Annotated in this window: 27 protein-coding genes and 1 pseudogene; 9 read left to right on the top strand and 19 right to left on the bottom strand. The window is 67.1% G+C overall.

The features are described 5' to 3' along the window. The first annotated feature begins 7 nt into the window (after positions 1-7). Entirely contained in the window at positions 8-925 is a 918-nt protein-coding gene (locus H0P51_RS04325) for a ketopantoate reductase family protein (protein WP_180916803.1), read from the top strand. On the opposite strand, the gene H0P51_RS04320 is transcribed toward H0P51_RS04325, so the two are convergent. Then, positions 897-2,267 (bottom strand): amino acid permease, encoded by a 1,371-nt coding sequence (locus H0P51_RS04320; protein ID WP_180916802.1) that lies wholly within the window; start codon positions 2,265-2,267, stop codon positions 897-899. The genes H0P51_RS04325 and H0P51_RS04320 overlap by 29 nt on opposite strands. A 191-nt stretch (positions 2,268-2,458) precedes the next feature. Here H0P51_RS04320 and H0P51_RS04315 point away from each other — a divergent pair, with 191 nt between their 5' ends. The 3 genes from H0P51_RS04315 to H0P51_RS04305 all read left to right on the top strand — a co-directional run bounded on the left by H0P51_RS04315 (position 2,459) and on the right by H0P51_RS04305 (position 5,727). Then, positions 2,459-3,316, top strand: a complete 858-nt coding sequence (locus tag H0P51_RS04315; protein ID WP_180916801.1) for an alpha/beta hydrolase — start codon at positions 2,459-2,461, stop codon at positions 3,314-3,316. A gap of 61 nt (positions 3,317-3,377) precedes the next feature. Continuing rightward, complete coding sequence (locus tag H0P51_RS04310; RefSeq protein WP_180916800.1) at positions 3,378-5,519, top strand: acyltransferase family protein; 2,142 nt, start codon at positions 3,378-3,380, stop codon at positions 5,517-5,519. Between the two features lie 67 nt (positions 5,520-5,586). Continuing rightward, the gene (locus H0P51_RS04305) at positions 5,587-5,727 is read left to right on the top strand and encodes a hypothetical protein (RefSeq protein ID WP_180919294.1); all 141 of its coding nucleotides are present in this window, start codon (positions 5,587-5,589) and stop codon (positions 5,725-5,727) included. Positions 5,728-5,839: 112 nt separating this feature from the next. Here the strand turns inward: H0P51_RS04305 and H0P51_RS04300 are convergent, their stop codons facing one another. Continuing rightward, on the bottom strand, positions 5,840-6,535 hold the full coding sequence (locus H0P51_RS04300; protein WP_343061795.1) for an Rv0518 family GDSL lipase: 696 nt from the start codon (positions 6,533-6,535) through the stop codon (positions 5,840-5,842). A 141-nt stretch (positions 6,536-6,676) separates the two neighbouring features. After that, positions 6,677-7,933, bottom strand: coding sequence for an acyltransferase family protein (locus H0P51_RS04295; protein ID WP_180916799.1), 1,257 nt, complete (start codon positions 7,931-7,933; stop codon positions 6,677-6,679). Positions 7,934-8,215: 282 nt separating this feature from the next. Here H0P51_RS04295 and H0P51_RS04290 point away from each other — a divergent pair, with 282 nt between their 5' ends. Continuing rightward, positions 8,216-8,656 carry an STAS domain-containing protein gene (locus tag H0P51_RS04290; protein WP_180916798.1) on the top strand — a complete coding sequence of 147 codons (441 nt, stop codon included), beginning with the start codon at positions 8,216-8,218 and terminating at the stop codon, positions 8,654-8,656. A 19-nt stretch (positions 8,657-8,675) separates the two neighbouring features. After that, positions 8,676-9,248: a hypothetical protein gene (locus H0P51_RS04285; RefSeq protein ID WP_213016723.1), complete on the top strand. Its 573-nt coding sequence runs from the start codon at positions 8,676-8,678 to the stop codon at positions 9,246-9,248. Between the two features lie 5 nt (positions 9,249-9,253). On the opposite strand, the gene H0P51_RS04280 is transcribed toward H0P51_RS04285, so the two are convergent. The 7 genes and pseudogenes from H0P51_RS04280 to H0P51_RS04250 form a co-directional block, all read right to left on the bottom strand. Further along, positions 9,254-9,460, bottom strand: coding sequence for a hypothetical protein (locus tag H0P51_RS04280; RefSeq protein WP_246398708.1), 207 nt, complete (start codon positions 9,458-9,460; stop codon positions 9,254-9,256). 35 nt (positions 9,461-9,495) lie between these two features. Next, positions 9,496-10,068 (bottom strand): DUF3093 domain-containing protein, encoded by a 573-nt coding sequence (locus H0P51_RS04275; protein ID WP_180918730.1) that lies wholly within the window; start codon positions 10,066-10,068, stop codon positions 9,496-9,498. 11 nt (positions 10,069-10,079) lie between these two features. Beyond that, positions 10,080-11,060 (bottom strand): porphobilinogen synthase, encoded by a 981-nt coding sequence (gene hemB / locus H0P51_RS04270; protein WP_180916796.1) that lies wholly within the window; start codon positions 11,058-11,060, stop codon positions 10,080-10,082. A gap of 142 nt (positions 11,061-11,202) precedes the next feature. After that, entirely contained in the window at positions 11,203-12,861 is a 1,659-nt protein-coding gene (locus tag H0P51_RS04265) for a bifunctional uroporphyrinogen-III C-methyltransferase/uroporphyrinogen-III synthase (RefSeq protein WP_180916795.1), read from the bottom strand. A gap of 34 nt (positions 12,862-12,895) precedes the next feature. Beyond that, positions 12,896-13,843, bottom strand: a complete 948-nt coding sequence (gene hemC, locus H0P51_RS04260) for a hydroxymethylbilane synthase (RefSeq protein ID WP_180918729.1) — start codon at positions 13,841-13,843, stop codon at positions 12,896-12,898. A gap of 13 nt (positions 13,844-13,856) precedes the next feature. Then, a complete protein-coding gene (locus H0P51_RS04255) occupies positions 13,857-15,221 on the bottom strand; it encodes a glutamyl-tRNA reductase (protein WP_180916794.1) in 1,365 nt (454 codons plus the stop codon). Further along, positions 15,218-15,603: pseudogene (locus tag H0P51_RS04250) on the bottom strand (glutaredoxin family protein). The gene H0P51_RS04255 and the pseudogene H0P51_RS04250 overlap by 4 nt, the downstream one beginning before the upstream one ends. Positions 15,604-15,740: 137 nt before the next feature. On the opposite strand from H0P51_RS04250, the gene H0P51_RS04245 reads away from it, so the two are divergent. Genes H0P51_RS04245 through H0P51_RS04235 form a run of 3 tightly spaced genes read left to right on the top strand, consistent with a single transcriptional unit; the run spans position 15,741 to position 18,137 of the window. Then, positions 15,741-16,643 (top strand): HAD family hydrolase, encoded by a 903-nt coding sequence (locus H0P51_RS04245; protein WP_180916792.1) that lies wholly within the window; start codon positions 15,741-15,743, stop codon positions 16,641-16,643. A 43-nt stretch (positions 16,644-16,686) separates the two neighbouring features. Beyond that, complete coding sequence (locus tag H0P51_RS04240; protein ID WP_180916791.1) at positions 16,687-17,187, top strand: FAS1-like dehydratase domain-containing protein; 501 nt, start codon at positions 16,687-16,689, stop codon at positions 17,185-17,187. Positions 17,188-17,210: 23 nt separating this feature from the next. Continuing rightward, entirely contained in the window at positions 17,211-18,137 is a 927-nt protein-coding gene (locus tag H0P51_RS04235; RefSeq protein ID WP_180916790.1) for a cyclopropane mycolic acid synthase family methyltransferase, read from the top strand. A gap of 72 nt (positions 18,138-18,209) precedes the next feature. On the opposite strand, the gene H0P51_RS04230 is transcribed toward H0P51_RS04235, so the two are convergent. From H0P51_RS04230 to H0P51_RS04190, 9 genes are all read right to left on the bottom strand, one after another. After that, positions 18,210-19,280, bottom strand: a complete 1,071-nt coding sequence (locus H0P51_RS04230; RefSeq protein ID WP_180916789.1) for a lysophospholipid acyltransferase family protein — start codon at positions 19,278-19,280, stop codon at positions 18,210-18,212. Positions 19,281-19,296: 16 nt separating this feature from the next. Next, positions 19,297-20,418 carry an SDR family oxidoreductase gene (locus tag H0P51_RS04225; protein WP_180916788.1) on the bottom strand — a complete coding sequence of 374 codons (1,122 nt, stop codon included), beginning with the start codon at positions 20,416-20,418 and terminating at the stop codon, positions 19,297-19,299. A 67-nt stretch (positions 20,419-20,485) separates the two neighbouring features. Beyond that, positions 20,486-20,587: a 30S ribosomal protein bS22 gene (locus H0P51_RS04220; RefSeq protein ID WP_003402602.1), complete on the bottom strand. Its 102-nt coding sequence runs from the start codon at positions 20,585-20,587 to the stop codon at positions 20,486-20,488. Between the two features lie 194 nt (positions 20,588-20,781). Then, positions 20,782-21,039 carry a cell division/environmental response transcriptional regulator gene (locus H0P51_RS04215; protein ID WP_180916787.1) on the bottom strand — a complete coding sequence of 86 codons (258 nt, stop codon included), beginning with the start codon at positions 21,037-21,039 and terminating at the stop codon, positions 20,782-20,784. A gap of 140 nt (positions 21,040-21,179) precedes the next feature. Continuing rightward, positions 21,180-22,058, bottom strand: coding sequence for a pyrroline-5-carboxylate reductase (gene proC / locus H0P51_RS04210; protein ID WP_180916786.1), 879 nt, complete (start codon positions 22,056-22,058; stop codon positions 21,180-21,182). 30 nt (positions 22,059-22,088) lie between these two features. Continuing rightward, on the bottom strand, positions 22,089-22,919 hold the full coding sequence (locus H0P51_RS04205) for a thioesterase family protein (RefSeq protein ID WP_180916785.1): 831 nt from the start codon (positions 22,917-22,919) through the stop codon (positions 22,089-22,091). Position 22,920: 1 nt separating this feature from the next. Beyond that, a complete protein-coding gene (locus H0P51_RS04200) occupies positions 22,921-23,763 on the bottom strand; it encodes a sugar phosphate isomerase/epimerase family protein (RefSeq protein WP_180916784.1) in 843 nt (280 codons plus the stop codon). Positions 23,764-23,781: 18 nt separating this feature from the next. After that, the gene (locus H0P51_RS04195; protein WP_180916783.1) at positions 23,782-24,792 is read right to left on the bottom strand and encodes a hypothetical protein; all 1,011 of its coding nucleotides are present in this window, start codon (positions 24,790-24,792) and stop codon (positions 23,782-23,784) included. Further along, positions 24,789-25,817 carry a Ppx/GppA family phosphatase gene (locus tag H0P51_RS04190; RefSeq protein ID WP_180916782.1) on the bottom strand — a complete coding sequence of 343 codons (1,029 nt, stop codon included), beginning with the start codon at positions 25,815-25,817 and terminating at the stop codon, positions 24,789-24,791. The genes H0P51_RS04195 and H0P51_RS04190 overlap by 4 nt, the downstream gene beginning before the upstream one ends. Positions 25,818-25,876 lie beyond the last annotated feature (59 nt).

The following is a 25,876-nucleotide window of genomic DNA, read 5'->3' as shown; positions in this document are numbered from 1 at the left end:
CACTCTGGTGAGGATCGGGATAATCGGTTGTGGCGCAATGGGTTCGGTGTATGCGGCCAAACTCGCACTAGCCGGCCATGACGTAGTGGTGGTGGACCGTTATCAGGCCGGCATCGACGCGATCACCGAGCACGGGCTGCGGGTCAGCGGCCCGGGATACGACGAGACGGTGCGGCTGCGTGCGGGCACCGTCGCACCCGTCGAGGAGATGGACCTGGTGGTGCTGGCCGTCAAAGCAGCCGATGTGAAAGATGGTGCGCGGCACGCTCTTCCGATGCTGGGCGAGCACACTCCGGTGTTGACCATCCAGAACGGACTGGGTTCGGCCGACACCGTCGCTGGGATCGTCGGCGGGCAGCGGGTGGCCGTCGGGATCGCCAGTGGCTTCGGAGCGGCCCGGCTGGCGCCCGGGCACGTGCACCACAATGCCATGCGCGCCATGCGTTTCGGTGCCTACTCGGTGCTGCCCTACGAGCGAGTCGCGGGGGTCGCGCAGGTGTGGACCGACGCCGGTTTCGACGCCACCGCAGTCATCGACATCGCCGCGATGCAGTGGGAGAAGCTGATCTGCAATGTCGCCTACAGTGCCCCGTGCGCCCTGACCGGCTTGACCGTAGGCCAGGTGATGGACGACGCGCAGATGGGCCCGGTCAGCAGGGCCGCGGCGACCGAGGCGTGGACGGTGGCCCGCGCCTCCGGCATCGCCGTCGACGTCACGGATCCCGTTGCGCACGTTCGCAACTTCGGCGCCGGGATGCCCGACGCGAAGCCATCGGCATTACTGGACCACGAGGCACGTCGGGTCAGCGAGATCGACGTCATCAACGGGGCGGTCCCGCGTCAGGGCGCGCGGGTGGGTATCGACGCGCCGGTCAACGCGACGCTGACCGCACTGGTCAAGACCATCGAGCAGGCTTGGGCTTAGCCTGCTCGTTTCGTCTGCTCGGCAACGCGAAGTACACACCGAGCACCGCCGCCCAGGACAACAGGCTCAGCCACAGCTGCGAGCGGGCGTCGTGGTCGAACGCCATCTGCACCAGCACCGCGACGATTCCGGCCAGGGTAAGCGCCGACAAGACCGGAAACAACCACATCTTCACCCGCAACTTCTCAGCCGGCGTGCGCCGGCGCAGCACGATCTGCGACAGTGCGATCAGCAGATACACGAACAAGATGATGGCGCCCGAAGAATTCAGCAGAAATAGGAACAAGGTGTTGGGCGCCAGCCACGCCATCAACACGCACACGAAACCCACCACCGACGAACCGATGATCGCCAGGTGCGGCACGCCCCGCCCGCTGACCCGAACCAGCTGCGCCGGCGCCTCCCCCCGTCCGGCGAGCACGAACAGCATCCGCGATGCGGTGTACAGGCCCGAATTCAGGCAGGACAGCACCGCGGTGAGCACTACCGCGTTCATCACCTGGTCGGCGCCGGGAATGCCCATCTGCTTGAGCGCGGCAACATAGGGTGACGCACCCAGTTCGGTTGAATCCCAAGGTAATACGACGACGAGCAGGAAGACCGAACCAACGAAGAACACCGCGATCCGCGCGACCACCGAGTTGGTCGCTCGCGCCACCGCGCGCGCCGGATCCCGGCTTTCCGCAGCGGCGATGGTGACCACCTCCGCACCCACCATGGAGAAGATCACCACCACGATCGCAGCGAAGACGGCCGTGACGCCGTGCGGAAAGAAGCCGCCGTGTGCCGTCAGGTTGGCCAGTCCTCCGTGCCCGCCCGGCAACCACCCGAACGCGTACGCCGTCCCCAGGCACAGGAAGATCACGATGGTAGCGACTTTGATTCCGGCGAACCAGAATTCGAACTCGCCGAACGAAGAGACCGAGAACAAATTCGTCGCCGTCATCACCAGCATCAGGCATAACGACGACAGCCATAACGGAGCCGGAAACCAGTAATTCAGTACTTTGCCGCCGGCGACCGCCTCGAAGCCGACCACGATAACCCAGAAGTACCAGTACAGCCAGCCCACCGAGAAGCCCGCCCACCCGCCCAGCGCTGCGCTCGCGTAGTCTGCGAACGATCCGGTGGACGGATTGGCCGCGGCCATCTCACCGAGCATCCGCATCACCAGGATGATCAGCAGCCCGCAGACCGCATACGTGAGAAATGCCGCCGGCCCGGTCCGGTGAATCACCACTCCCGAGCCGACAAACAACCCGGCACCGATCACCCCGCCGATGGCGATCATGTTCAGCTGCCGCTGCGACAGTCCTTGTTGCAGCTGCGGGGTGCTGGGCATGGCTAACGACAGCACATCCGGGGCCCGATCGCTAATGGGATCGCTATATGGAACCCCAGCGCCGATCCGGTGCGATACAGGCGAATGGAACCCTGGTGCGCATCCGGGCGGGCCGCGATCATCACGCCGCCGTCACGAGTACCTTCCAATCCGGCGTGGCAAGGGTGTCAAACCGTTGGAGCGCGGCATTATTGACGACCGTGGCCGACTTGACCCGCCGCTCGGTGCTGCGCATGAGCGCTGGTGCTGCCGGTGTACTTGCGCTCAGCGCACTGGTCGATTCGCCCCGCACCCTGGCCGCGCCGACCGCACCTGCCCCCTTCGATCCCCCGACCGCGGGCAAGACGCTGCCGACCAAGCTCACCGGCTCGTTCGTCTCGGCCGCGCGCGGCGGCATCAGGACGAATTGGGTCATCGCCATGCCACCCGGCCAGACGAAAATGTTGCGGCCGGTCATCGCCCTGCACGGCAAGGACGGCGACGCCAACATGATGCTGGACTGCGGCGTAGAGGACGCGCTGGCGCAGCTGGTCGCCGAAGGCAAGCCGCCGTTCGCGGTGGTGGGCGTCGACGGCGGCCCCGACTGCTACTGGCATCGCCGCGCCAACGGCCAGGACTCGGGCACCATGGTGCTTGAAGAATTGCTGCCGATGCTGACCTCGATGGGCATGGACACCTCCAAGGTCGGCTTCCTGGGCTGGTCCATGGGCGGGTACGGCGCCTTGCTGCTGGGCGCCCGACTGGGCCCGGCCCGCACCGCCGGGATCTGCGCCGTCAGCCCGGCCCTGTACATGTCCTACATCGGCAGCGCGCCCGGTGCATTCGACAGCCTCGACGACTGGAACCGCAACACCGTATTCGGCCTGCCGGTGCTCAACTCGATCCCCATCCGGATCGACTGCGGCATCGGCGACCGTTTCTTCTTCGCCTCCAGCCAGTTCGCCGGCCAGTTGAAGAAGAAGCCGGCCGGCAGCTTCTCCCCCGGCGGGCACGACGTCGACTACTGGCGTGCCCAGCTGCCCGCGGAGCTTGCCTGGATGGCAACGTAGTGGCGATCGCAAGCGCGGCGTTAGCCGGGCCCGGCGGGTCGCCGGCATCGGAGTAGTCCAGATGCCTACCGCCGCCAGCCAACCCAGTTCGGCCAGCAGTCCCCGCACCCCGTTTCGTCCCGACATCGAGGGCTTGCGCGCCATCGCGGTGATCGCGGTCGTCTTCTACCACGCGGGCATTCCCGGCATCGCCGGCGGCTACATCGGCGTCGACGTCTTCTTCGTGATCTCCGGCTTTCTCATCACCGGGCTGCTGTGGCGCGAAGTCGTGGCGACCAAAACCGTTGCGCTGGGCGGCTTCTACGCGGCCCGTGCCCGGCGTCTGCTGCCGGCCGCGGCAACCGTCGGGGTAGTCACCGCGATCGTCGCGGCCATCGTTTTGCCGCCGCTGCAGGCCAGGAGGGTGTTCGTCGACGGGATCGCCAGCATGCTCTACGTCGGCAACTACCGGTTCGCCGTGCAGGGCACCGACTACATGGGGTCGGCGGCGCCGTCACCGTTTCAGCACTACTGGTCGCTGGGGGTGGAGGAACAGTTCTATCTGGTGTGGCCGGCGCTGATCATCGGGACGGCGTGGCTGGTTGGCCGATTCCGGCGCGACGCGGTGTCCAGTGCGACGCCGTACGCGGTGCTGCTGGCCTCCGTCGGGGTCACATCTTTGGCGGCGGCAGTGATCTGGACCCGGGTGTCGCCGCCCTGGGCGTTCTTCTCGCTGCCCACCCGGGCCTGGGAGCTGGCCGCGGGCGGGCTGGTGGCGCTGACAATCAACCAGTGGAAGCGGTTGCCGTTGCTACCTGCAACCGTCGCCGGATGGGGCGGGCTGGCGCTGATCCTGCTGACCTGCACCCAGCTGGGCCCGCACACGCCCTACCCGGGCACCTCGGCACTGCTACCGGTGCTGGGCACCGCGCTGGTGATCGGCGCCGGCTGCGTCACCGGTGGTCTGGGGGTCGGACGGGTGCTATGCCCACCGGTGATGCGGTCGATCGGGCGGGTGTCTTACTCGTGGTACCTGTGGCACTGGCCGGTGCTGCTGTTGTTGCCGCCGCTGCTGGGTGATCCGGGCGGCCTGCCCGGCCGGCTGGCGGCGACGACGGTGTCGGCCGGGCTGGCAGTGATCACCATGCACGCGGTGGAGAACCCGGGCCGATTCGCCGCCGCGCTGCGCCGCTCCGCAACGGCCAGCCTGGCGGTAGCCGGTGCCGCGAGTGCCGTGGCCGCCTGCGCGTGCGCGGTGTTGCTGACGGCCGTGCCGGCGCCGGTGGGCCACGGCGCGGCCGCCCCCCAGGCCAAAATCCTGGCGCTGCCGCCGGCCCCGGATCCGCAGCTCAGCCCGCAGGATGCGGCCGTTCGACAGGCTTTCGCGCAGGCCCGCGACCTGCTGGCGGCGTCGATCGGGCTAGGTCCGGTGCCTTCGAACCTGAACCCGTCGCTGTCGGCAGCGCCGGGCGACAAGGCGCCGGTGTTCGTCAACGGTTGCATGCGTTCCTGGCGCGACGTGGGCCAGAGTGAGTGTGCGACCGCCGATACCGCCTCACCCACCACCGTGACCCTGATCGGCGACTCCCACGCCGCCATGTGGGATCCGGCGCTGCAGCAGGTCGCCCAGCAGCGGCACTGGCGGCTCGAGACGATGGCCAAAGTCACCTGCCCGTTCCTGGACCTACCGATCGTCAGCCCCTACCTCGGGCGCAAGTACACCGAGTGCGAGCAGTGGCGCGGCGAGGTGATGGGACGGGTGGCTGCCGAGCGGCCGCGACTGGTCGTGCTGGGCATGAGTCGGCGCTACCACGCCGATTTCAGCTTCGCCTCCTACGACCGAGCGTGGGTCGACAGCCTGGCCCTGGTGGTGACGACGCTGCGCGGCATGGGTTCCAACGTGCTGGTGCTGGGTCCCGCCGCCGACCCGCAGGCATCCGCGCCGACCTGCCTCTCGGCTCACCTCGACGACGCCGGGGCCTGCGCGCCGCCGCGAGCGGTCGCAGTCAACGGGGACGGAATCGCCGCCGAGGAGCGAGTGACCACCGCCGCCGGAGGGCACTACGCGGACCTCACCGATCTGTTCTGCACCGCGCAGCGCTGCCCAATGATCGTGGGCAACACCCTGGTATTCCGCGACGACAATCACATCACGACCGAGTATTCACAGCTGCTGGCACCGGTCCTCGGCGCACTGGCCGACCGTGCTCTCGCGAACGGGTGAAATCGAGTCAATTTTGTAGCGGCTTTGTTGCCTAATGAACCGCCCCGCGGCAGCGAACGTGGTACTAATGAAAGAGTTTTGGAGGTTCGAGATGAGTCCGCTGCTGTTGGTACTGCTTACCGCAGCCACCCCTATCGCCGGACTCGGCCTCGTGCAATTGCAAGCTCGACTCGAACGATGGGACTACGAGCGGCACGCAGAAGACTGAGACGCCAAAAATCCTCGACGGCAACCATTTCCGCCTTCGGGTGAAATTCTCGGGACCCTGCTGCGGATGCAGCGGCGCACGCGCGCAACGCTTTCCGACGGTCATTCGGCAATCACCGGGACAACTGCGTCCGTATCAGGGGAGCGATCTGGCGCGCCATGTACGCATGTCCGGTGTCGGTGGGGTGCACGCCGTCAGCGCCGATCAGGTCCGGCCGGTCGACGAACCAGCGCCGGTCCAGCGGATCGACGAAAGCTGCACCCATTGTCCGCGCCGCCGCGTGCAGGATGTCGCGAATCCGCAAAATAGCCTGCGGCACATCGGCCGATGGCCAAGGCGGTCCGATCACCAGCAGTCGCGCGGCCGGCGCCAGATCGCGCGCCCTGTTCAGGGTGTCGCGCACCCGGTCGGTCAGCAGACCCGGATCGACGTCCTGATCGTTTCGCGAGCCGAAGAACATCACCAGCACGTCCTCGGGCCTGACCGCCCGGGCGGTCAGATCAAAGAAGATGTGGCCGTGGTCACCGACAGCGCCGTAGCCGGCTCTGCCCTCGGCGGCCACGTCCGCGCTGACGCGGGTGCCGCGCTGGGCCAGCTGTTGCCACGCGCGGGCGGTCCACGCGTTGGATCCCAACCCACCCTCGTCGGTTCCGGTGGTGTACGAGTCACCGATCACCGCAACGTGGTTCACCCGGAAGTCGAAACTCATTGGGCGATAAACCGATCCGTTTGCCGATGGCAGCGGCGTCTGCGCCAGGACAGCAACCGGAACCATCAGACCAACGATCAGCGTCGCCAGCCGACCCACCACAGTCCCTCCGACCCCTCCACCAAAGACGCTCTCTGAAATTAGCTGATCGGCGCAGCTCACACACCTTCTGCGACTCAAATAAATGGTAAGCGGATACCGCCATCGACACAGGTCAACGCGCGGCGCGTCCGGGACAAGTCAGGTGGCCGCCACGCGGGGCGAAACCTCTTTGCGCGCAACATCGATGGGCGGGGCACCCATATCTGGCGACTGCTCGGGGTCGTGGCCCGCCGGAATGGGTGGCGCATCGACCATCCGGCGCATCCACCGACGGGCCGGCTCCTCCACGTAGTGATACAGCAGGATCGACAGCACCACCGCGATCGCCAGCAGCCCGAAGATATTCCAGCGCCACGGATTGTCCTGCTCCCACGGTCGCAGCCCGAAGTTCACCACCGCCCACGTCCAGCTGGTGTGCACCAGCTCGTGCACCATGTACAGGCAGAACGAGATCTCCCCGCCGTACACCAGCCAGCGGGTCGACAACAGCCACGGCAGACTGCCCAACCCGACCGCCAGCGTGATCACCAGCGGAACGAACAGCAAGTCCACCACGCCGCCGCTGTCATACACCCCCGTGATCGGGTAATCCCGCAGCAGGTACAGGATGCCGACTATCGCGGCGACCAGCAGCACCGAGATGTATCCGGCAATGCGCCGACCACGTTCGCTGAGCCGCAACCGGCGCACCGCGGCACACGCGATGGCTCCCGCAGCGAACTGCGTAACAATCCGCGGCAGCCAGCTCCACGGCGTGTAGAACACGCCGCTGGCCAGTAGCAACAGCACCGGCGGCAACGACGCCGCGAATGCCATCAGCATCAGGCCGCGGGCCCGGGTGGCGTGCTGGATCCGGAAGATGATCAGCACCAGCACGCCGAACAACAGATAAGCCAGCCACTCGGCGCTGATCGACCAGGCCGGCCCGTCCCAGCTGGAAAGGTCGAAGTACGGCTGGTACCACAGCTGAATCAGTAGCACCTGCCGCACGTAGCTGATCGCGGTGAGCCGGCCCACGTCGGGCATTGGGGTATGGCCTATATGGAGGGTGAGGATGAACCAGGCCGCGGCTAGGTGCATCGTCACCAGATACACCGGCCAAACCCGCGCCAGCCGCAGCCACAGGAAGTGCACCGTGGCGCGCAGCGACCACGACTGACCCATGCGGTCGAGATAGTTCCAGGTCAGCACGAAGCCGCTGAGGATGAAGAAAAGGTCGACGCCCTGTGCTCCGCAATTCAGCACCGGCGCCAGGTTCTCCCGCAAGTCGGGCGACAGGTCGGCCACCATCGGCCGGAAGTGAAACAGCACCACCCATAGTGAGGCCACGATGCGGAGTCCCGTGAGGGCCTTGATCTCGCCCTTTATCTGACCCTTGAGTTCGCCGCTTTGCACGAGATTCTTTCCGCTGGACTTGCGCTGCCTGTTCGACTACCAACCCGGCTGACCGGCAGCCAGAGCAGCCTAACAAGCGGTGCCCGCACCGCCGACGAGCGGCGATAGGAGCGTCATGCGAGCCGTCGTCGCAGCACTACTGCCGCCCACACTCGCAGTCAGGAGCTTCTTACCAAAGAATTAGACCCGGCTACCAGTACCTTTAGGTTTGGCGGGCACCTTGGAGACAGGTTTTGCTCGGCGTTTGTCTGGACGCCGAACACCACGGGGAATGGGGTGCGAATGACCACCGCAATCACGCCACCGGTTCGGGGGAACGGAACCGTCGAGTGCAGCGGCGCCTTCATCCGGGCGCATTGTCGCCACCTGGCGACCGTAGTCACCCTTCGCGGCGAGGTCGACGCCGTCAACGTCGACCAGGTCAGTAGGCATGTCCGACGGTTCGTCGACGGCACCAATCCGCTGGTGCTCGACCTGAGCGAGCTCACCCATTTCTCCACGGCCGGGATCTCGCTGCTCTGCGCCCTCGACGAGGAGTGCCGGGCCGCCGACGTGGAATGGACCGTCGTTACCAACCCCACCTGTGCCGCGTTGCTCGGAAACGACGCAGGCGAATCACCGTTCCCCGTTTCCCGTTCGGTACACCAGGCGCTGCGCAGTCTGGCCGACGCCATCTCCTGGCGGCGTCAGTCGGTGCTGTCCCTGGTCAAGAAGTCCGCCTGATCCCTGCCTCGCGGCGTTCGTGAGTCGCGTGCTCGGGCACGGCGGTAGTTGGTTGCTCGGCACCGCCTCCGACGTCGACTGGATCACCACCGCCACGACGATCGGCCGCACGATCACCTCGGCTATCCCACCGCTGTACGACAGTTATGCCACTGTCGTTCTGCCCGATTTCGGCGCAGCCCTGCAGCGGCACGAGCAGGCGCTGATCGAATTGCTCGTCCGGCAGTCCGCGGGGCAACCATGGTGGCTCGGCTACCTGGACACCGGATGCGCCGACATCGTGTTTCCCGATGCGCCAAAGGTCACCCTATATGCGGGCTGGCCCTACGTCCTGGTGCAAGCCGGCCCCGAGCAGGCCACCGATTGGCGCCGCTCCGACCATTCCGGAAACACCCGATGGGACATGGTGCTGCCGGACCTGATGTTTCCCTCGGATCGCTCCTGGCTGGTCTCCACCCTGTGGGACGACGACTGGACCTGTGTCGGCGGACCGGCCCCTCTCATCGACAGCCTGCTGCGCCATCCGCGCCTGGACACCCGCCGGGTCGGAATCGGCGAAGACGCGACTCCACCCGGCCACCGGGCGTTCTGAACCCGTCAGCCCCGGGCGCTCCCGTTTCGCCGCCACCTGGCCAGACCGACGACCGCCAAAATTCCGGCGACCGTCGCCAGCATCATCGTCAGCACGAGTTGCTGCGGGTCGTAGACCACCGACAGGGTCGACGGCTGTCCGTCGGCCACCGGGGCGACCGCGACGGTGGACCGTGTGTGCATCCAACTGATGCCGGTGGCCACCGCTGCCAGGGCCGCGAGAACAAACTCGACGACTGTCCGTGCGCTCACAGCTGCGACTCGTCGTCTGTGACGTCGACCTCGTCGGCGACCTCGGCGACGTAGGGGCCCATCCGTTCTTCGACCAGCGGAGTCAGCGCGTCACGAAGATGACGGTGGCGGCGCGCCCAGGCCTGCGCGGTGCGGCTCCCGGTGAGCTTGAGACCGATGCCCCGTCGACCGCGCGGCACGCCGACCAGTTCACCGAGCGCCCGCGCGGACTGCCACCTGGCCAGCGGTTTCCCGGACGCCACCGAGTTCTCGGGTTCAGGGAACACCTTGACGATTTCGCGCACCAGGATCGTCTCGGTGCCCTGCCGCAGCGCATCCTCGGTCAGCTCCACCGAGGTGTGGATGCGTGCCGCCTTGACCTGCAGCGCCACGAACGCCGACACCAGAATCAGGAAGACCACCGGCACCAGATAGGAGATCGCGACATGGTTGGTCCACTGGATGTAGATCAGTGAGGCCGCCGACAGTGGGCCCGCCAGCACCCAGTACCAGCTGGCGCCCGGTTCGTAGAACAGCGGCGCCTTTTCCGTCGCTAGAGGGAGTTCGTTAGGGTTCCCCGCTGCGTTCATATCAGCCTCCGTCACGCCAGCCACCTCGCTGCCTTGGCGGCCCAATACGTGAGCACGATGTCAGCTCCGGCGCGCCGGATGCTGGTCAGTGATTCCAGCGCCGCGGCACGTCCGTCGATCCAACCATTGGCCGCCGCCGCACAAATCATCGCGTACTCCCCGGACACTTGATACGCGGCCACCGGAACTGGACTGACACTTGCCGCCGCCGCTACCACGTCGAGGTAGCCCATCGCGGGTTTGACCATCACCATGTCGGCGCCTTCGGCAAGGTCGAGCTCGATCTCACGCAGCGCCTCGCGGGCATTGCCGGGCTCCTGCTGATAGGTCCGCCGGTCGCCGGCCAGGCTGGAGGCGACCGCGTCGCGGAACGGCCCATAAAACGCCGAAGCGAATTTCGCGGCGTACGCCAGTACGGCCACGTCGGTGTAGCCGGCCGCATCCAGGCCGTCCCGGATCGCGGCCACCTGGCCGTCCATCATGCCGCTCGGCCCCACCACGTGAGTACCCGATTCCGCTTGTGCCACAGCCAGTTTCACGTACTGGTCCACGGTTGCGTCATTGTCGACCCGGCCCCGCCCGTCCAAGACGCCGCAATGACCATGATCGGTGAACTCGTCGAGGCAAGTGTCTGCCATCAACACGGTGGCATCGCCAAGATCCTTGGCCAGATCCCGCAGAGCAACGTTGAGGATGCCGTCGGCGTGGATGCCGGCCGAACCGTGCGGGTCCTTGTCTTGTTCGCGGGGCACGCCGAAGATCATTAGCCCGCCAACTCCGGCGGCAACGGCGTCGGCGGCAGCACTGCGCAGCGAATCGCGGGTGTGCTGCACCACCCCCGGCATGGAGGCGATCGGCCGCGGCTCGTCGATGCCGTCGGCGACGAACATCGGCAACACCAAATGCCTTGGCTCCAAAGAGGTTTGCGCCACCAGGCGGCGTATAGCCGGGGTGGAGCGGAGCCGGCGCGGGCGCTGCCGGGGGTACGCCACTAGACCCTCCCGTGGCGACCCGCTGCGCCTGGCTCCGCCGTGTAGTGGCGACCCGCTGCGCCCGGCTCCGCCGTGTAGTGGCGACCCGCTGCGCCCGGCTCCGCCGCGCTTGCGACCGCCAAGGCCGCGCTTGCGGTCGTCACTAGCGCCTGCGGCTCTTCTTGCGCGGTGGCGGCAGCGCACCCTCGGCGCGCAACCGCGCGGCGTGTTCGGCGAGCGCATCGACCAGCGGACCCACGGCCGCAGTCTCCGGCTGGACATCAACCCGCAAGCCGAATTCGGCGGCAGTCTCGGCCGTCTTGGGGCCGATGCAGGCGATGATGGTCCGCGCGTGCGGTTTGCCGGCGATGCCGACCAAGTTGCGTACGGTCGAGCTGGAGGTGAAGCACACCGCGTCGAACCCGCCGGTCTTGATCATCTCGCGAGTGGACGCCGGCGGCGGTGCGGCACGCACGGTCCGGTAGGCGGTGACGTCTTCGATCTCCCAGCCGCGCTCACGCAGACCCTCGGCCAGCGTCTCGGTAGCAATGTCGGCGCGCGGCAGCAGCACCCGGTTCACCGGGTCGAAAATGCTGTCGTACGGCGGGAATTCGTCCAGCAACCCCATGGACGACTGCTCGCCGGAAGGCACCAGCTCGGGGCTGATGCCGAACGCACGGACCCGGTCTGCCGTCGACTCGCCGACGCAGGCGATCTTCACGCCGGAGAACGCGCGCGCGTCCAGACCGAACTCGCCGAACTTCTCCCACACCGCGCGCACCGCATTCGTGGAGGTGAACACCACCCACTGGAACCGGCCGTCGACAAGACCCTTAACGGCGCGTTCCATCTGCGCGGGGCTGCGCGGCGGCTCGACGGCGATGGTCGGCACCTCGATGGGCAGTGCGCCGTAGGACGTCAACCGGTCGCTCATCTCGCCGGCCTGGTCCTTGGTGCGCGGCACCAGCACGGTCCAGCCGTACAGCGCGCGGCTCTCCCACCAGTTCAGCTTGGCTCGGCTGGTCACCGTCTTGCCGATGGTCACCACCAGCGGCCCGGTCAGCGGACCAGCCGGGTCGGTGCCGCCGCCCAGCACGGCCGGATCGGTCAGTCCCTGCAGCGTGGTCTCCACCGACCGCTGCTGGCAGGTGGTGCCCTGCGCGGTCACCACACACGGCGTCGAATCGGCCAGTTCGTGGTCGATCAGGGTGCGCGCGGCGTCGGCCAGATGCGACGCGGTCGCCTGCAGAATCAGCGGTCCCGGGGCGGCTGCCAGCGCCTCCCAGTCCACATCACCGCGCACATCAGCCACGGTGTGCGAAGAGCCCAGCGGCAGCCCGGCGTAGGTCGGCACCGCGCTGCTGGGGGCCAGGCCCGGCACGATCTCGACGTGCAGATGGGTGCGTGCGACGGCGTTCACCTCGGTGATCACCGCGTCGACCGCCAGCGGGTCGCCGGCCACTAGCCGCACCACGTCAACACCCAGACGCGCCTCGTGCGTCAGCGTCTTGGCCACCTCGGACGGGTCGCCGAGCGCGGGCCGAACGTCCGGGCCGCTGGCCACGATTGCCGGCGCGGTGTCGGTGCTCGCGGATGCCGCGTCCGAGCCGGCCGGGGCCGATTCGGCCGGCGCTGGGCCGGACACCGGCGGCAGGTCTTTGCCGATCAACGCCAGAACCGGCTCCGGCACGTCGGGGTCGGTGAAGACCAGCGCGGCATTGCCCAGCACCGCGGCGGCTCGGGTTGTCAAAAGACCGGGGTCGCCCGGGCCAGAACCCACGAATGTGATGCGGCCTGGCCTTGGCTTACGCCCTCGCGTCATCGTTGTCGCTCCCACGTGTCCTATCAAATTCCACTCAATTTCGTTGCACGGGGTCTTCCCGCGTTCCCCTCATCAGCTCTCTGGCGCCCAGCTCGAACAACTCCGCCGCAACCGAGAGCCCCAGCTCCCGTGCCCGATCGGAGGAGCCGATACCCGACGCACGGATCACGTCCGATCCATCCAGTGCCGCCACACAGCCACGCAGCGACAACTCCTCGAAGACGCGCCCCTCCTCGTCGATGGACTCGACCACTTCGGCGATCGCACCCACCGGCGCGGAGCAACCCGCCTCCAGTTCGGCGAGCAGAGTTCGCTCCGCGGTGACCGCCGCGCGCGTGTCGGCGTCGTCCAACTCCGCCAACACCGCAACCAGCCGGCTGTCGCCCGCGCGGCATTCAACGGCGAGCGCGCCCTGAGCAGGCGCTGGCAACATCTGCACCGGCTCCAACGTCTCGGTGACGTCGTCGAGACGGCCTATCCGGGCCAGACCGGCCCGGGCCACCACGACGGCGTCAAGATCACCACTGCTTACCCTGTTCAACCTGGTATCTAGGTTGCCTCTTAGGGGGCGGATTTCCAAACCGAGACCCAATGCTCTAAGCTGTGCCGCCCGCCGCGGCGACGAGGTCCCTACCAGCGAACCCGCTGGCAACTCCCCCAGCACCAAGCCGTCGCGGGCCACCAGCGCGTCCCGCGGGTCGTTGCGCCGCGGTATCGCTGCCACGGTGAACCGTGGATCGTCGGCGGTCGGCAAATCCTTGTGCGAGTGCACAGCCACATCGACGCGCCCGTCGTCCATGGCCTCGCGCAGCGCGGTGGTGAACACCCCGACTCCGAGCGTTTCAATCGGTGCCGACGACCGATCACCCACTGTGCTGATCGTCACCAGCTCCGCGGGGTGGCCGTTGGCGATCAACGCGTCTCTGACGGTCGCAGCCTGGGTGGTGGCCAGCAGGCTGCCACGAGTGCCTATCCGGATCACATGGGCCAATCAGTTACTCGGCGGACTGCTCGGGGTCGGTAAAACCACTTGGTATGACGGGTAATTCGCCGGCAGCGACGGCGTCAACAGCCGTTTGGTCGAGTTCGAAGAGTTCGCGCAGCGCTTCGGCGTAGCTGTCGCCCCCGGGTGCGCTGGCGAGCTGCTTGATGCGCACCGTGGGCGCGTGCAGCAGCTTGTCGACCACCCGTCGTACCGTGCGGGCCACTTCGTCGCGTTCGGAGCTATCCAGCCCGGGCAACCGGTTGTCCAGGCGCAGCAGCTCCGCCTCCACCACGTCGGCGGCCCGCTGGCGCAACGCGGTGACTGTGGGGGTCACCTCGGCCATCCGCTGCCCCACCAGGTAGGCCGCCACCTCGGCGGCCACAATGCGGCGGGCGGCGTCCACGTCGGCCGCGGCGGCGTGCGCCGACGGTTCGTGTTGCACCCGGTCGACGTCCACGACCAGGACTCCGGGCAGGCCCGCCACCGCGGGGTCGACGTCGCGGGGCATCCCGAGATCGCAAATGACTAGGGGGTTGACGGCCTCGTCGCGGCGCGCGGCGGTCAGCGCATGGTGCACATCGGCCAGCGACACCACCGGGCTCACCGCTCCGGTGCTGCTCACCACCACGTCGGCGTCAGAGAGCGCCACGGGCAGGCCGTCCAAGCTCGACGCGGTCGCTGGCACCCCCGATTCGGCGATCCGGTCGGCCAGTCGCTGCGCCCGGACCAGCGATCGGTTCAGTACATGGACCCGGCCGATGCCGGCCCGGGTCAGACTCGCCGCGGCAAGCGCACCCATGGCGCCGGCTCCCACCACGACGGCGGTCTTGCCCCGCAAGGTGCCGAGCTTGCGTTCGGCGATACCCAGCGCCACCGACACCACCGAGGCGCCGGCGGCGTCGATCGCGGTTTCGGCGTGCACCCGCTTGCCCACCGACAGCGCCCGCTGGGCGAGCTCATGCAGCACCCGGCCGACGGTGCTGTTGGCCTCGGCGGCGGCGTAGGCGCGACGGACCTGGCCGAGCACCTGCTGCTCACCGACCACCGCCGAATCCAGCCCGCTGGCCACCGCGAACAGGTGCTCGACGGCGGCCTCGCTGTAGCGGACGTAGGCGTGCTTGGTCAGATCCCCCATCGACATGCCGGAGAACTCCGCGAGCGCCTGGCCAATCACCGACAGGCCGCCGTGGAAGGCGTCCACCACCGCGTACACCTCGACGCGGTTGCACGTCGAGAGCACCATGGCTTCGGTCACCAGCGGGGACTGCAGCACCCGGTCGACGATCTTGACCTGATCGGACTCGTCGATGCTGAGTTGTTCCAGGACAGGGACCGGCGCACTGCGGTGCGAAACCCCGAAGAGCAGGATGCTCACGGCAGCATCACCTGGCCCGCTCCCTTACAGCGTCGGAAAGTGAACTGTGTCCACGGTAGTCGGTTCCGAGGTGGGCTACCAAATATTGCGACGCCGGCGACCCGGGCCGTCACCGTGCGGCCAGATCCGCTCGCAGCCGCGGTTCGTCAACCTCCCAGTAGCTGTGCTCACGGCCGTCGAGCAGCACCACCGGCAGTCGATCCCCGTATTCGGCGCGCAGCCCGGGATTTCCCGCCAGCGCGGCGACGTCGACGTCGGTGCTGGCCAGGTCGAAATCCAGTTCGCCGGCCAACTCGGCCAGCTGAGCGTGAATCCGCTGGCAGATCGCGCACCCGGCGCGAGTCAGCAGCTCCACCCGCGGCCGCGGTGAGGTTCGAGTCATGGCCACCAGTGTGGCATTTCGGGTCGACGGCACCGCTGGATGGCGATGCCGAATCCCGTTGGCGGGCTGGCCGGATAGGGTTGATGCCAGGCGCGGGACCGGGAGCCGGGCTACACAGCGAATTGGGAGGTTTGGCGATGACTTCCTCCGACCCTGTGGACCACACCGGTCAGTTCGACCTGGAAACATTGGCCGCCAACGCCAGCGCCGAACGCGCACTCGACGACTTGCGTGCCGCCAGCGCGACCGAGGACCGTCCGCCGCCTCCCGTCGACCTGACCGCCGCGGCGTTCTTCGACGTAGACAACACCCTGGTTCAGGGTTCCTCGGCGGTGCACTTCGGCCGCGGGCTGGCCGCCCGCGACTACTTCACCTATCGCGACGTGCTCGGATTCATCTACGCCCAGGCCAAGTTTCAGGTCTTGGGCAAGGAGAACTCCGACGATGTGGCCGCGGGCCGACGCAAGGCGCTGGCCTTCATCGAAGGACGCTCGGTCGACGAGCTGGTACGGCTGGGTGAGGAGATCTACGACGAGATCATCGCCGACAAGATCTGGCCGGGCACCCGCGAACTCACCCAGATGCACCTCGACGCCGGCCAACAGGTGTGGTTGATCACCGCGACGCCCTATGAATTGGCGGCGACGATCGCCCGCCGGCTGGGTCTGACAGGCGCCCTGGGCTCGGTCGCCGAATCGGTCGACGGGGTCTTCACCGGCCGATTGGTGGGCGACATTCTGCACGGTCCCGGCAAGGCGCACGCGGTACGCTCCCTGGCCATCCGAGAAGGCCTGAACCTGAAGCGATGCACCGCGTACTCCGACAGCTACAACGACATCCCGATGTTGTCGCTGGTTGGCACCGCGGTCGCGATCAATCCCGACGCTCGCCTGCGCAGCCTGGCCCGCGAGCGCGGTTGGGAGATCCGCGATTTCCGCACCGCCCGCAAAGCCGCCCGTATCGGCGTCCCGTCGGCGTTGGCGCTGGGCGCCGCGGGCGGCGCGCTGGCGGCGCTGGCCTCCCGGCGCCAATCACGCTGATAAGCTGCGCCGCTAGCAATGATTCGAGCGGAAAGCAGCGGGCATGACGGTTCCTGAGGGCGCTGAAGGCATCATCGGCAAGCACTACCGGCAGGAGGATTACTTCCTGGTCGGACGGGAGAAGATCCGCGAGTTCGCGCAGTCCGTCCAAGACGACAACCCACTCCACTACGACGAGCAGGCCACAGCTGACGCCGGTTATCCCGCCGTCGTCGCGCCACTAACCTTCCTGGCCATCGCCGGGCGTCGCGTGCAGCTGGAGATCTTCACGAAGTTCAGCATCCCGATCAACATCGCCCGGGTGATGCATCGGGATCAGAAGTTCCTGTTTCACCGGCCGATCATGGTCGGTGACAAGCTGCACTTCGACACCTATTTGGACTCGGTGATCCAGTCGCACGGGACAGTGCTGGCCGAAATCCGAAGCGAAGTGACAGACGCCGAAGGCAACCCTGTGGTCACCAGTATCGTCACCATGTTGGGAGAGGCAGCGCGCCACGACGCGGAGGCCGAAGCGACCGTTGCCGCAATTGCATCCATCTGATTGGGGCAGGTAGCGTCGGTTTAATGACATCACAGAGCAACACCGGTGCCACCGGACTGAAGCCACCGGTAGAGGCGGTGCAGTCGCACTACGACCGGTCGAACGAGTTTTTCAAGCTGTGGCTGGATCCATCGATGACCTACAGCTGCGCCTATTTCGATGAGAACCCGAACATCGATCAGCCGCAGACCAAGACGCTCGAGGAGGCGCAGTTCGCCAAGCGCAAGCTGGCGCTGGACAAGCTCAACCTCGAGCCGGGCATGACGTTGCTCGACATCGGCAGCGGCTGGGGTTCGACCATGCGGCACGCCGTCGAGCACTACGACGTCAACGTCATCGGTTTGACGCTGAGCGAGAACCAGGTCGCTCACTGCGAGCAGAAATTTGCCGAGATGGACAGCCCCCGCCATAAAGAGGTGCGCCTGCAGGGCTGGGAAGAGTTCGACGAGCCGGTGGATCGGATCGTGTCGCTCGGCGCGTTCGAGCACTTCGCCGACGGTGCCGGTGACGCCGGATACCAGCGCTACGCCACCTTCTTCAAGAAGTACTACAGCCTACTGCCCGACGACGGTCGTTTTTTGCTGCACTCCATCGTGGTGCCCACCGCCGAAGAGGGCAAAAAGATGGGTCTGAAGACCACGATGAGCCTGCTGCGCTTCATTAGCTTCATCTTGAAAGAGATCTACCCGGGCGGTAAGTTGCCGCAGGTCGAGCAGGTCGACCGCTACTCCACCGAGGCCGGCTTCAAGATCGAGCGTCATCACTTCATCGGCAAGAATTACGTTCCCACATTGAACGCTTGGGCCGAGAAACTGGAAGAGCACAAGGAAAAGGCCATCGAACTCAAGGGCCAGGAGATGTACGACATCTGGCAGCGCTACCTGACCGGCTGCTCGGACCTGTTCCGGGATGGCTACACCAACGTCTGCCAGTTCACCCTGGTCAAGTAGTCACCGAAGACGGTAAACCGCCGCCGCGCTCTCCTGCGGCGGCGGTTTTCTCTTGCCACAACGGCAGACGGCCTAGCCGAAGAAGATGTTGCGACGCCCGGCCAGCAGCCGGTAAAGCGTCTGCTGGATGGTCTCGCGTACCTGATCGGTCAGCTCGAAGGTGACCATCGGGTCGTCGGCGTCGCTGGCCGAGTAGCCAGCGGTGACGATCGGCTCGCCGAATGCGATGCGCCACTTCGACGGCAGCGGCACCAGCCCCGCGGGCCCGGCCAATGGGAAAAGCGGGGTCACCGGGAAGTACGGCAAGCCGAACAGCCGCGCCAGCAGCTTCACATCGCTGAGCATCGGGTAGATCTCTTCGGATCCGACGATCGAGCACGGCACGATCGGGGCCTTAGTGCGCAGCGCCGCGGACACGAAGCCGCCACGGCCGAACCGCTGCAATCGGTAGCGGTCCTCGAAGCGCTTACCCAGCCCCTTGTATCCCTCGGGGAACACTGCCGTCAGCTCACCGGAGGCCAGCAGCCGGTGCGCATCGCTGGTGCAGGCCATGGTGTGACCGGCTTTGCGGGCGGTCGACCCGATCACCGGTAGGTCGAACACCATGTCGGCGGCCAGCAGTCGCAGGTCGCGCTCGGCAGGGTGCTCGTCGTGCACGGCGACCGACAGCATCAGACCGTCGAAGGGCAACACCCCGGCGTGATTGGCGACCACCAGCGCCGCACCCTCACTGGGGATGTTCTCGACACCACTGACCTCGACCCGGAACCACGAATTGAAGAAGAACCTCAGCAACGGCCGGACGATGGCATCGTTGAAGTGCGGATCGAAGCCGAATTCGTCGACGGTGTAGTCGCCGGTCAGTCGCTGCCGCAGAAATCCGGCCACGGCGGCGACACGCTGAGCGACATCGTTGAGTGGCGCCTCGCCGTTTGGCGAACCACCGGCAGCGCGGCGGTGCTCGTCAATCTCGCGGACGACGGAGGCGAGTTCCTCGGCCGTCGCGCGGCCGTTGGAATCGGCAAGCGTTGACGGGTGCTGACCGGACGAATCCGAACGCGGGTTACCGGCGCGGCGACGCGCCGCTACACGCCCCCGATTGCTGTGCAGTGGAATAACATTCGCTCTGGTCTCGCCCGCCACGTTCTTCTATCCAAACCTATCTAACCCCGACCCAGGGGATGGGATTTCGGCCCCCCCAGCGCTGCGCCACAGCTACGGCACGACCCTCCCAGGAGCGTACCCGATCCGGGTCGATTATGGGAGCCAAGCTGCGGCCGCGGAGGTAGTCGTCGAAGGCCTCGGCGGTCGACCACTTGGGCTGGTAGCCGAGTTCGGTGCGCATCCTGGTGGTGTCCATCACACGGCCGTAACTGAGGTAGGCGAATTGCTCGCGATTGATCTCGGTGTAGCGATTGGCACGCCGTAGCGAATCGAGGATCCACACGCCAAAGCTGGGCACTGGCAACGGGATTCGGCCAGCGCGGCGAATCGCTTGGGACAACATGATGATTCCGTCCGCGCCGATGTTGAACGTGCCAGCCCGGCCCGCCATGGCCGCGCGCTCCAGGGCACCCAGCGCATCCTGCTCGTGCAGCAACTGCAGCCGCGCGTCGCGGCCGAACATTGTGGGCACCAAAGGCCCTGCCAGATAACGAGACAACGTGGTGTCCATCGCCGGACCGATCATGTTGGCTAACCGCAGAATGGTCACCGCGATGTCTGGCCGGCGTCGGCCCAGGCCGCGCACATACCCCTCGATGTCGAGGCTGTCCTTGGCGAAACCCTCGCGGAACGGCCGACGGCTACTGCTGTCCTCGGTGAACATCACCGGATCGCGCTGGCTCGACCCGTAGACCTCCGAGGTCGACTTCAGCACCACCCGGCGGACCGAGGGCGCCTTCTGACAGGCGGCGAACAATTGCATCGCGCCCATCACGTTGAGCTCCTTCAACGCTGCGCTGCCACCAGAGCGCGGTGCATACGAGGCGGCGGCGGCATGCACCACCGTGTCGACGTCGCCGTTTCGGATCACCTTGGCGATAAACGGGTTACGGATGTCGGCGCGAACGAACTCGGCGCGCCCCATCCGGCGCAGCATGTCCTTGCTCGGCGCTATCGCGTCCACCGCTATCACGCGGTTCACCAGGGGGTTCTGCACCAGCCGCGCGGTCAGGTAACCGCCGAGAAATCGGCATGCACCGGTGACCAGCACGACCTTGGGATAGTGCACGGTGTCGCCGCTGGCGTCTCCACCATCTTTGTCGTCCGACGTATCCACCCAGACAGCCTAGCGACGGGACGAGGCAACGGCGTTAAAGACCGGTGACACCGTCGGCGGCCAGGGCCTACTTACCGAGTTTTCTGCGCTGCACCCGGGTGCGACGTAGCAGCTTGCGGTGCTTCTTCTTCGACATACGCTTGCGCCGCTTCTTGATTACTGAACCCATGAACTCCGCTATCTGACCCGGACCAGCTTGTTGGCTTGAACTCAAAATGACCCCGTCACCTTACCCAACCGTGGGCAGGCAACACCAAATCACCGGCGAGCAGACGCAAAAGCACGCCCAGCCCAGGCGTGTCGCGTGCTTTCGCGTCTGCTCGCGCAAAGTGCCGGGGCGGAAAGACTCAGCCGGAATTACGCCTAGCCGGCGTCGAAGTAGGAGGTCTCCAGCATGTCGTGCACAGCCTTGGCGTGTACCCGGAAGGACCGCCCGACTCGAACCGCCGGCAGCTCGCCGTTGTGGACCAGCCGATACACCGTCATCTTGGACACCCGCATCAGTGCCGCAACCTCGGCGACGGTGAGAAATTGCGTCCGGGACTGTCCGGCTTCGGAGCCGCCGTCCCGTGCGCCCTTACCTGCGGAGTCCCGTGCCGACGGCCCGTTCGTTGACGTCATCGCAACCCAATCGTGTCAGGCCCGCGCAATGCCAGCGGCTTCCCCTCCGCTGGCACCCACACGTGCATACAAAGAGGAGAATAGCGGGACTAGTGGGGTTACTGGTACTGGTGAGAGACAATCGGTTCAAAATTCTCGAATTATTCTGATGTAATTCTCAGCTGCTCAGAACGGTTTTTTGCGGCCTGAACGGCGGCGTCGACAGTCGCCCGGAATCCACCCTGTTCCAGCGCACGCAACGCGGCGGCGGTGGTTCCTCCGGGCGAGGTGACCGAGGCCCGCAGCTGCGCCGCCGAGGCGTCGACCCGCAGCCCGATCGGCTCGCCGTCGACCGGCTTGCGCTCCCCGTCCATCCGCTCCAACAGCATCGCCGCCGACCCGGCCATCGTCTGCGCAGCAAGATCGGTGGCCACCTGACGGCTCAGCCCCACCCCCACGCCCGCATCGACCAGCGCTTCGACCAGCAGGAAGAAGTACGCCGGCCCGGACCCCGACACCGCCGTGACGGCGTCCAGCTGCTCTTCGGGGACAGTGAGCACCCCACCGACCGCGTCGAACAGTGCGGACACCTCCGTCAACTGCTCCGGCGTGACGAACCGGCCCTTAGCCAGCGCGGTGACACCCGCGCCGACCAGCGCCGCGGCATTCGGCATGGCCCGCACCACCGGTGTCCCGGCCGGCAACTTGGACTCGAACAAGGTGAGGGTGATGCCGGCGGCCACGGTCACGAACACCTGCTCGACGCTGTCGCTGTCGGCGTCGGCGACCGCATTGGCGAGTTCTTCCACCACCGCCTCGACATCGAGCGGCTTCACGGCGACGACGACGAACGACGCATTCTCCGCCGCATCGCGGATCGACGTCACCACCAGCACCCCGTACGCGGAGGACAGATACTTGGCCCGATCCGGCATCCGCTCGGCCACCACCAGGTCCTTGACCTGCCGGCCAGCCCGCAACAGGCCGGACAGCAGTGCCTCGCCGATGCTCCCACCGCCGATGATCGCGATTCGTGCCATGCCGAAAGCATTCCAGACAGCGCGGCTCCCCTACCGCGCAGGCGGCACCATCGCCAACTGCCGAGCCTGCACCACCAGGCGGCCCAATTGGTCGACGACAATATGGTCCTCGTCGAACCAGTCATGCCCGATCTCGACACAGGTGGCGATTATGCGCAGCCAGCCGTCGGCGGGCAGCGACCGCAGCAGCGCGGTGAGCTGAACGGTGGGCGCCCAGCCGGTGCGGCCCACCGAGAACGTCACCGGGGCCGACAGATCCCCACACATCAGCGCGAACAGTGCGTCAGGGGCGACGTCGCGGGGCCGGGCCCACATCTGGATCACCGGCGGCCGACCCTCGCGGGCCGCCATCGACGAGAGCACCGGACGGATGTCGCAGCCCGCCCCCAGATGCACTAGGCCAGCCAGCGGGTGCCCCGGCCCGATCGGTGCCAGGTCCGCGGGGGGCTCCGGTGCCATCAACTCCAGCACCGGATTGGCCGACAACAGTGGCTGGCTTTCGCCGGGAAGGTGATGCTCGGGCTCACCCAGGGTGATCACGCAGTGCACCGCGGTGCGGTCGCCCTGCATCAGTTCGACGTCGGCGACCGTAATACGGCGGCCGCGCTTGCGGATCGAGGTCTCCAGCCGCATCGGCCCCGGATCGGGCGCCGACAGGAAATTCACCGATGCTGCGACGGGCTGCTGCCCGGGGCTGGCGAACGCCGTCCGCGCCGCATTCGCGCTCAGTGCGATCATGGCTCCGCCGTGCACCTTGGGTCCGATTGTCCAGTGCTCGTTGAGCTCGCCCTCGAACACCGGCCCACTCGGACCGGACTCGATCTGCCGCAGCGCCATCGCGGCGCCAAACAAAGACGCCATGTCAGCGCAGCAGGTGGGTTCGGGCGAACTGGAGCGACTCGACGAGCATGGCTTCACGCTCGGTAGCCGATCGAGCACCGGAGGTGGACACTTCTAGCACTACGTGACCGGAGAACCCGCCGGCCGCCAGCAGCTGGCACACCTCCGCGGTGGGCTGGGTGCCCCGGCCGGGCACCAGATGCTCGTCGGCGGGCAGTCCGCTGCCGTCGCATAGGTGCAGATGCACCAGTCCGGCGCCCATCCGGCGGGCCATCTCCAGCGAATCGGTTCCGGCGGTCGAGGTGTGCGAGAGATCCAGCGTGTAGTGCGCGTGGTCGCCGTCCAGCGGGTCGTAGGACGGCGCGAACGCCGAGATCGCCGGCCCCGGACCACCGCCGCGCCGGCGCATCCGCTCCCGGGTTTGGTCCGTGCCGAAGAAGCGGTCAGCACGGAAGGGGAACATGTTCTCCACCGCAACCATCACGTCGCTGGATTCTTCCAGGGCGACCACCTGCTCGCCGAATCCCTCGGCGTAGCGGCGCTGCCACCGGAACGGCGGGTGCACGACTACCGTCTGCGCGCCCAGCTGTTCGGCGGCACGCACACTGCGGTCCAGTTTGGCGATCGGGTTGGCGCCCCAGACGCGTTGCGAGATCAGCAGACAGGGGGCGTGCACGGACAGCACCGGCACCCGGTAGCGCCGGGATAGCTTGGCCACGGCGTCGATGTCCTGGCTGACCGCCTCGCTCCAGACCATCAGCTCGACCCCGTCGTAGCCGAGCCTGGCCGCATACTCGAATGCGGCCTCGGCCCGCAGCGGGTATACCGAGGCCGTCGACAAGCCGACTTTGATTGCTGGGCGCACGGTCTCCTCTGCGGGCGCCTAGCTCGTTTGCAGCAGGGCCATCGGGCCCAGGGTGATTAGCGCACCCACGGCGACCGCGATCAACGTGCTGGCGATGTCCTCGGTCTTGCGAACCACCCGGACGGCGACGACCAGGCCCAGGATCACCAGCACCGAGAGGACCAGGGCCACGATGGCATCCCACCGCCAAAGCTCCTCGAACGCGACGAAGAGCCCGGCACCGAACACCACGGCCAGGATCGACTGCAGCGCGACCAGCAGGCCGCGACCCACGGCCGTCAACTTGCTGGGCCGGTCCTCGTCGTCCTCGTCCTCATGCTCGTCGTCGTCGGAGGATTCCGCCGAGACGGGTTCCCGACCGCGGCGGGCCACCTCGTCGGCGATGGACTGTCCCCCGAACAGGGTCCCGTCCGCGGTCGAGTCGTCGGGCCCGTGCAGGTAGGAGCGCACGTAGGCGGAGTCTTCGACGACTGATTCGGGTTCGCGGACCTCGCTGTCCATCACGTCTACCGACGAGTCGGTGTAGTGGCCCACCGGATCCGGGCTCATGTGCTCGGCACCGGACTGCGAAACGTCGTCGGCGGCGCTGGCTTGCCGCAACGGCCGCGGGTACTCGCTGCGCTGCGGGCCCGGTGTGCGCCGCGCGGCCGACTCTGACTTGGGCCAGCGGGGCTCGGGCTCCGCCCAGTAGGTGGCCTTGCCTTCGGACTCGAACCGGGCGGGCTCGGGGGCCTTGGCGGGGGCTTTGGCAGGTGGCTCGGCCGTGGGCGTCGGTTCGGCGACACGGACTTCGGCGGACGGCCAAACCGGGTCCGCGACGCTGGGGCCCGCGGCTTTCGGTGCCGGCGGCTCCTGGCCGTGACGATCGTCACGAACGACGGGGATCTCGCCGGTCAGTTCGGCGACGCTGACGGAGTCGTCACCCCTGCGGCGCCGACGCCGACGGGTACTCGCCGGCGCGCCGATGTTCCCGTTCCGGGCCAGCAGTTCGGCCACCGAAATCTGTTTGGTGTCCTCGGTGTCAGTCATGTTTTGCTGCCTCTCGACCGCGCGTGCCGATCAACCGACTGACCTCCAGCATCCCGCACCGACGTCTGCACGGTCGAGGTTTCCATGAAGGCCGTTCCATCGGCCTCGCTGTCGAGTTTGCGCAAGATGAGCCCCTCCCGTAGCGCCCACGGGCAGATGTCCACCGTTTCTATCGACAGCGCCCTCATGCTCGCCTCCGCCACCAGAGCGCCTGCCACGATCTGTGGCGCCCGCTCGGCGCTGACTCCTTCCAGTTCTGCCCGGTCAGCGGTCGTCATCCTAGAGATGAAAGATATGAGTTGTCTGAGGCCGTTCGCCGTGAGCGTGCGCTTCACCCGTGGCCCGGCGGCCGAGGGCGCCGCGCCGGTCAGGCGCGCCAACGAACGGAACGTTTTGGAGGTCGCGACCGCGAGGTCGGGTGCGCCGGCATCAAGGACGGTCGCGCTGGCTTCGGCAACCTCAGCGTCGAGCCAGTCGCGCAGCATTGCCACCCGCCGCCGGCCGGGCGGATCGTCCGGCAACCATTCGCGGGTCAGGCGGCCGGCACCCAGTGGCAGCGACAACGCGACGTCGGGCTCCTCGTCCACGCCGCTGGACATCTCCAGCGAGCCGCCACCTATGTCGAGGTTGATGATCCGTCCCGCGCTCCAGCCGAACCAGCGCCGCACCGCCAGGAAGGTCAGCCGCGACTCGTCCACCCCGCGCAGCACCTGCAGCTCGACATCGGCCTCTTTGCGCACCCTGGCCAGTACGTCGTCGGAGTTCTCTGCGTCGCGGACGGCGGAGGTGGCGAAGGCCATCAATTCCGAACAGCCGGAGCTGACCGCGATCTTGGCGAACTCGTCGATGGTGGAAACCAGCTTGTCGGCACCGCGCTTGGTGATCTTGCCCGAGCTGTCGGTGGCCTCGGCCAGGCGCAGGGTGGCCTTGGTCGAGCTCATCGGCGTCGGATGCCCACCACGGTGCGCATCGACCACCAACAGATGGACGGTGTTGCTACCCACGTCCAGCACGCCCAATCGCACGGAATCAAACTAGCCGGGTTGGCGGTGGGCCCGTCTCGCGACCCGCGCTTGGCTTGCGG

The sequence above is a fragment of the Mycobacterium vicinigordonae genome, from assembly GCF_013466425.1.
GTDB lineage: Bacteria > Actinomycetota > Actinomycetes > Mycobacteriales > Mycobacteriaceae > Mycobacterium > Mycobacterium vicinigordonae.
This window is presented reverse-complemented; position numbering and strand designations above follow the sequence as displayed.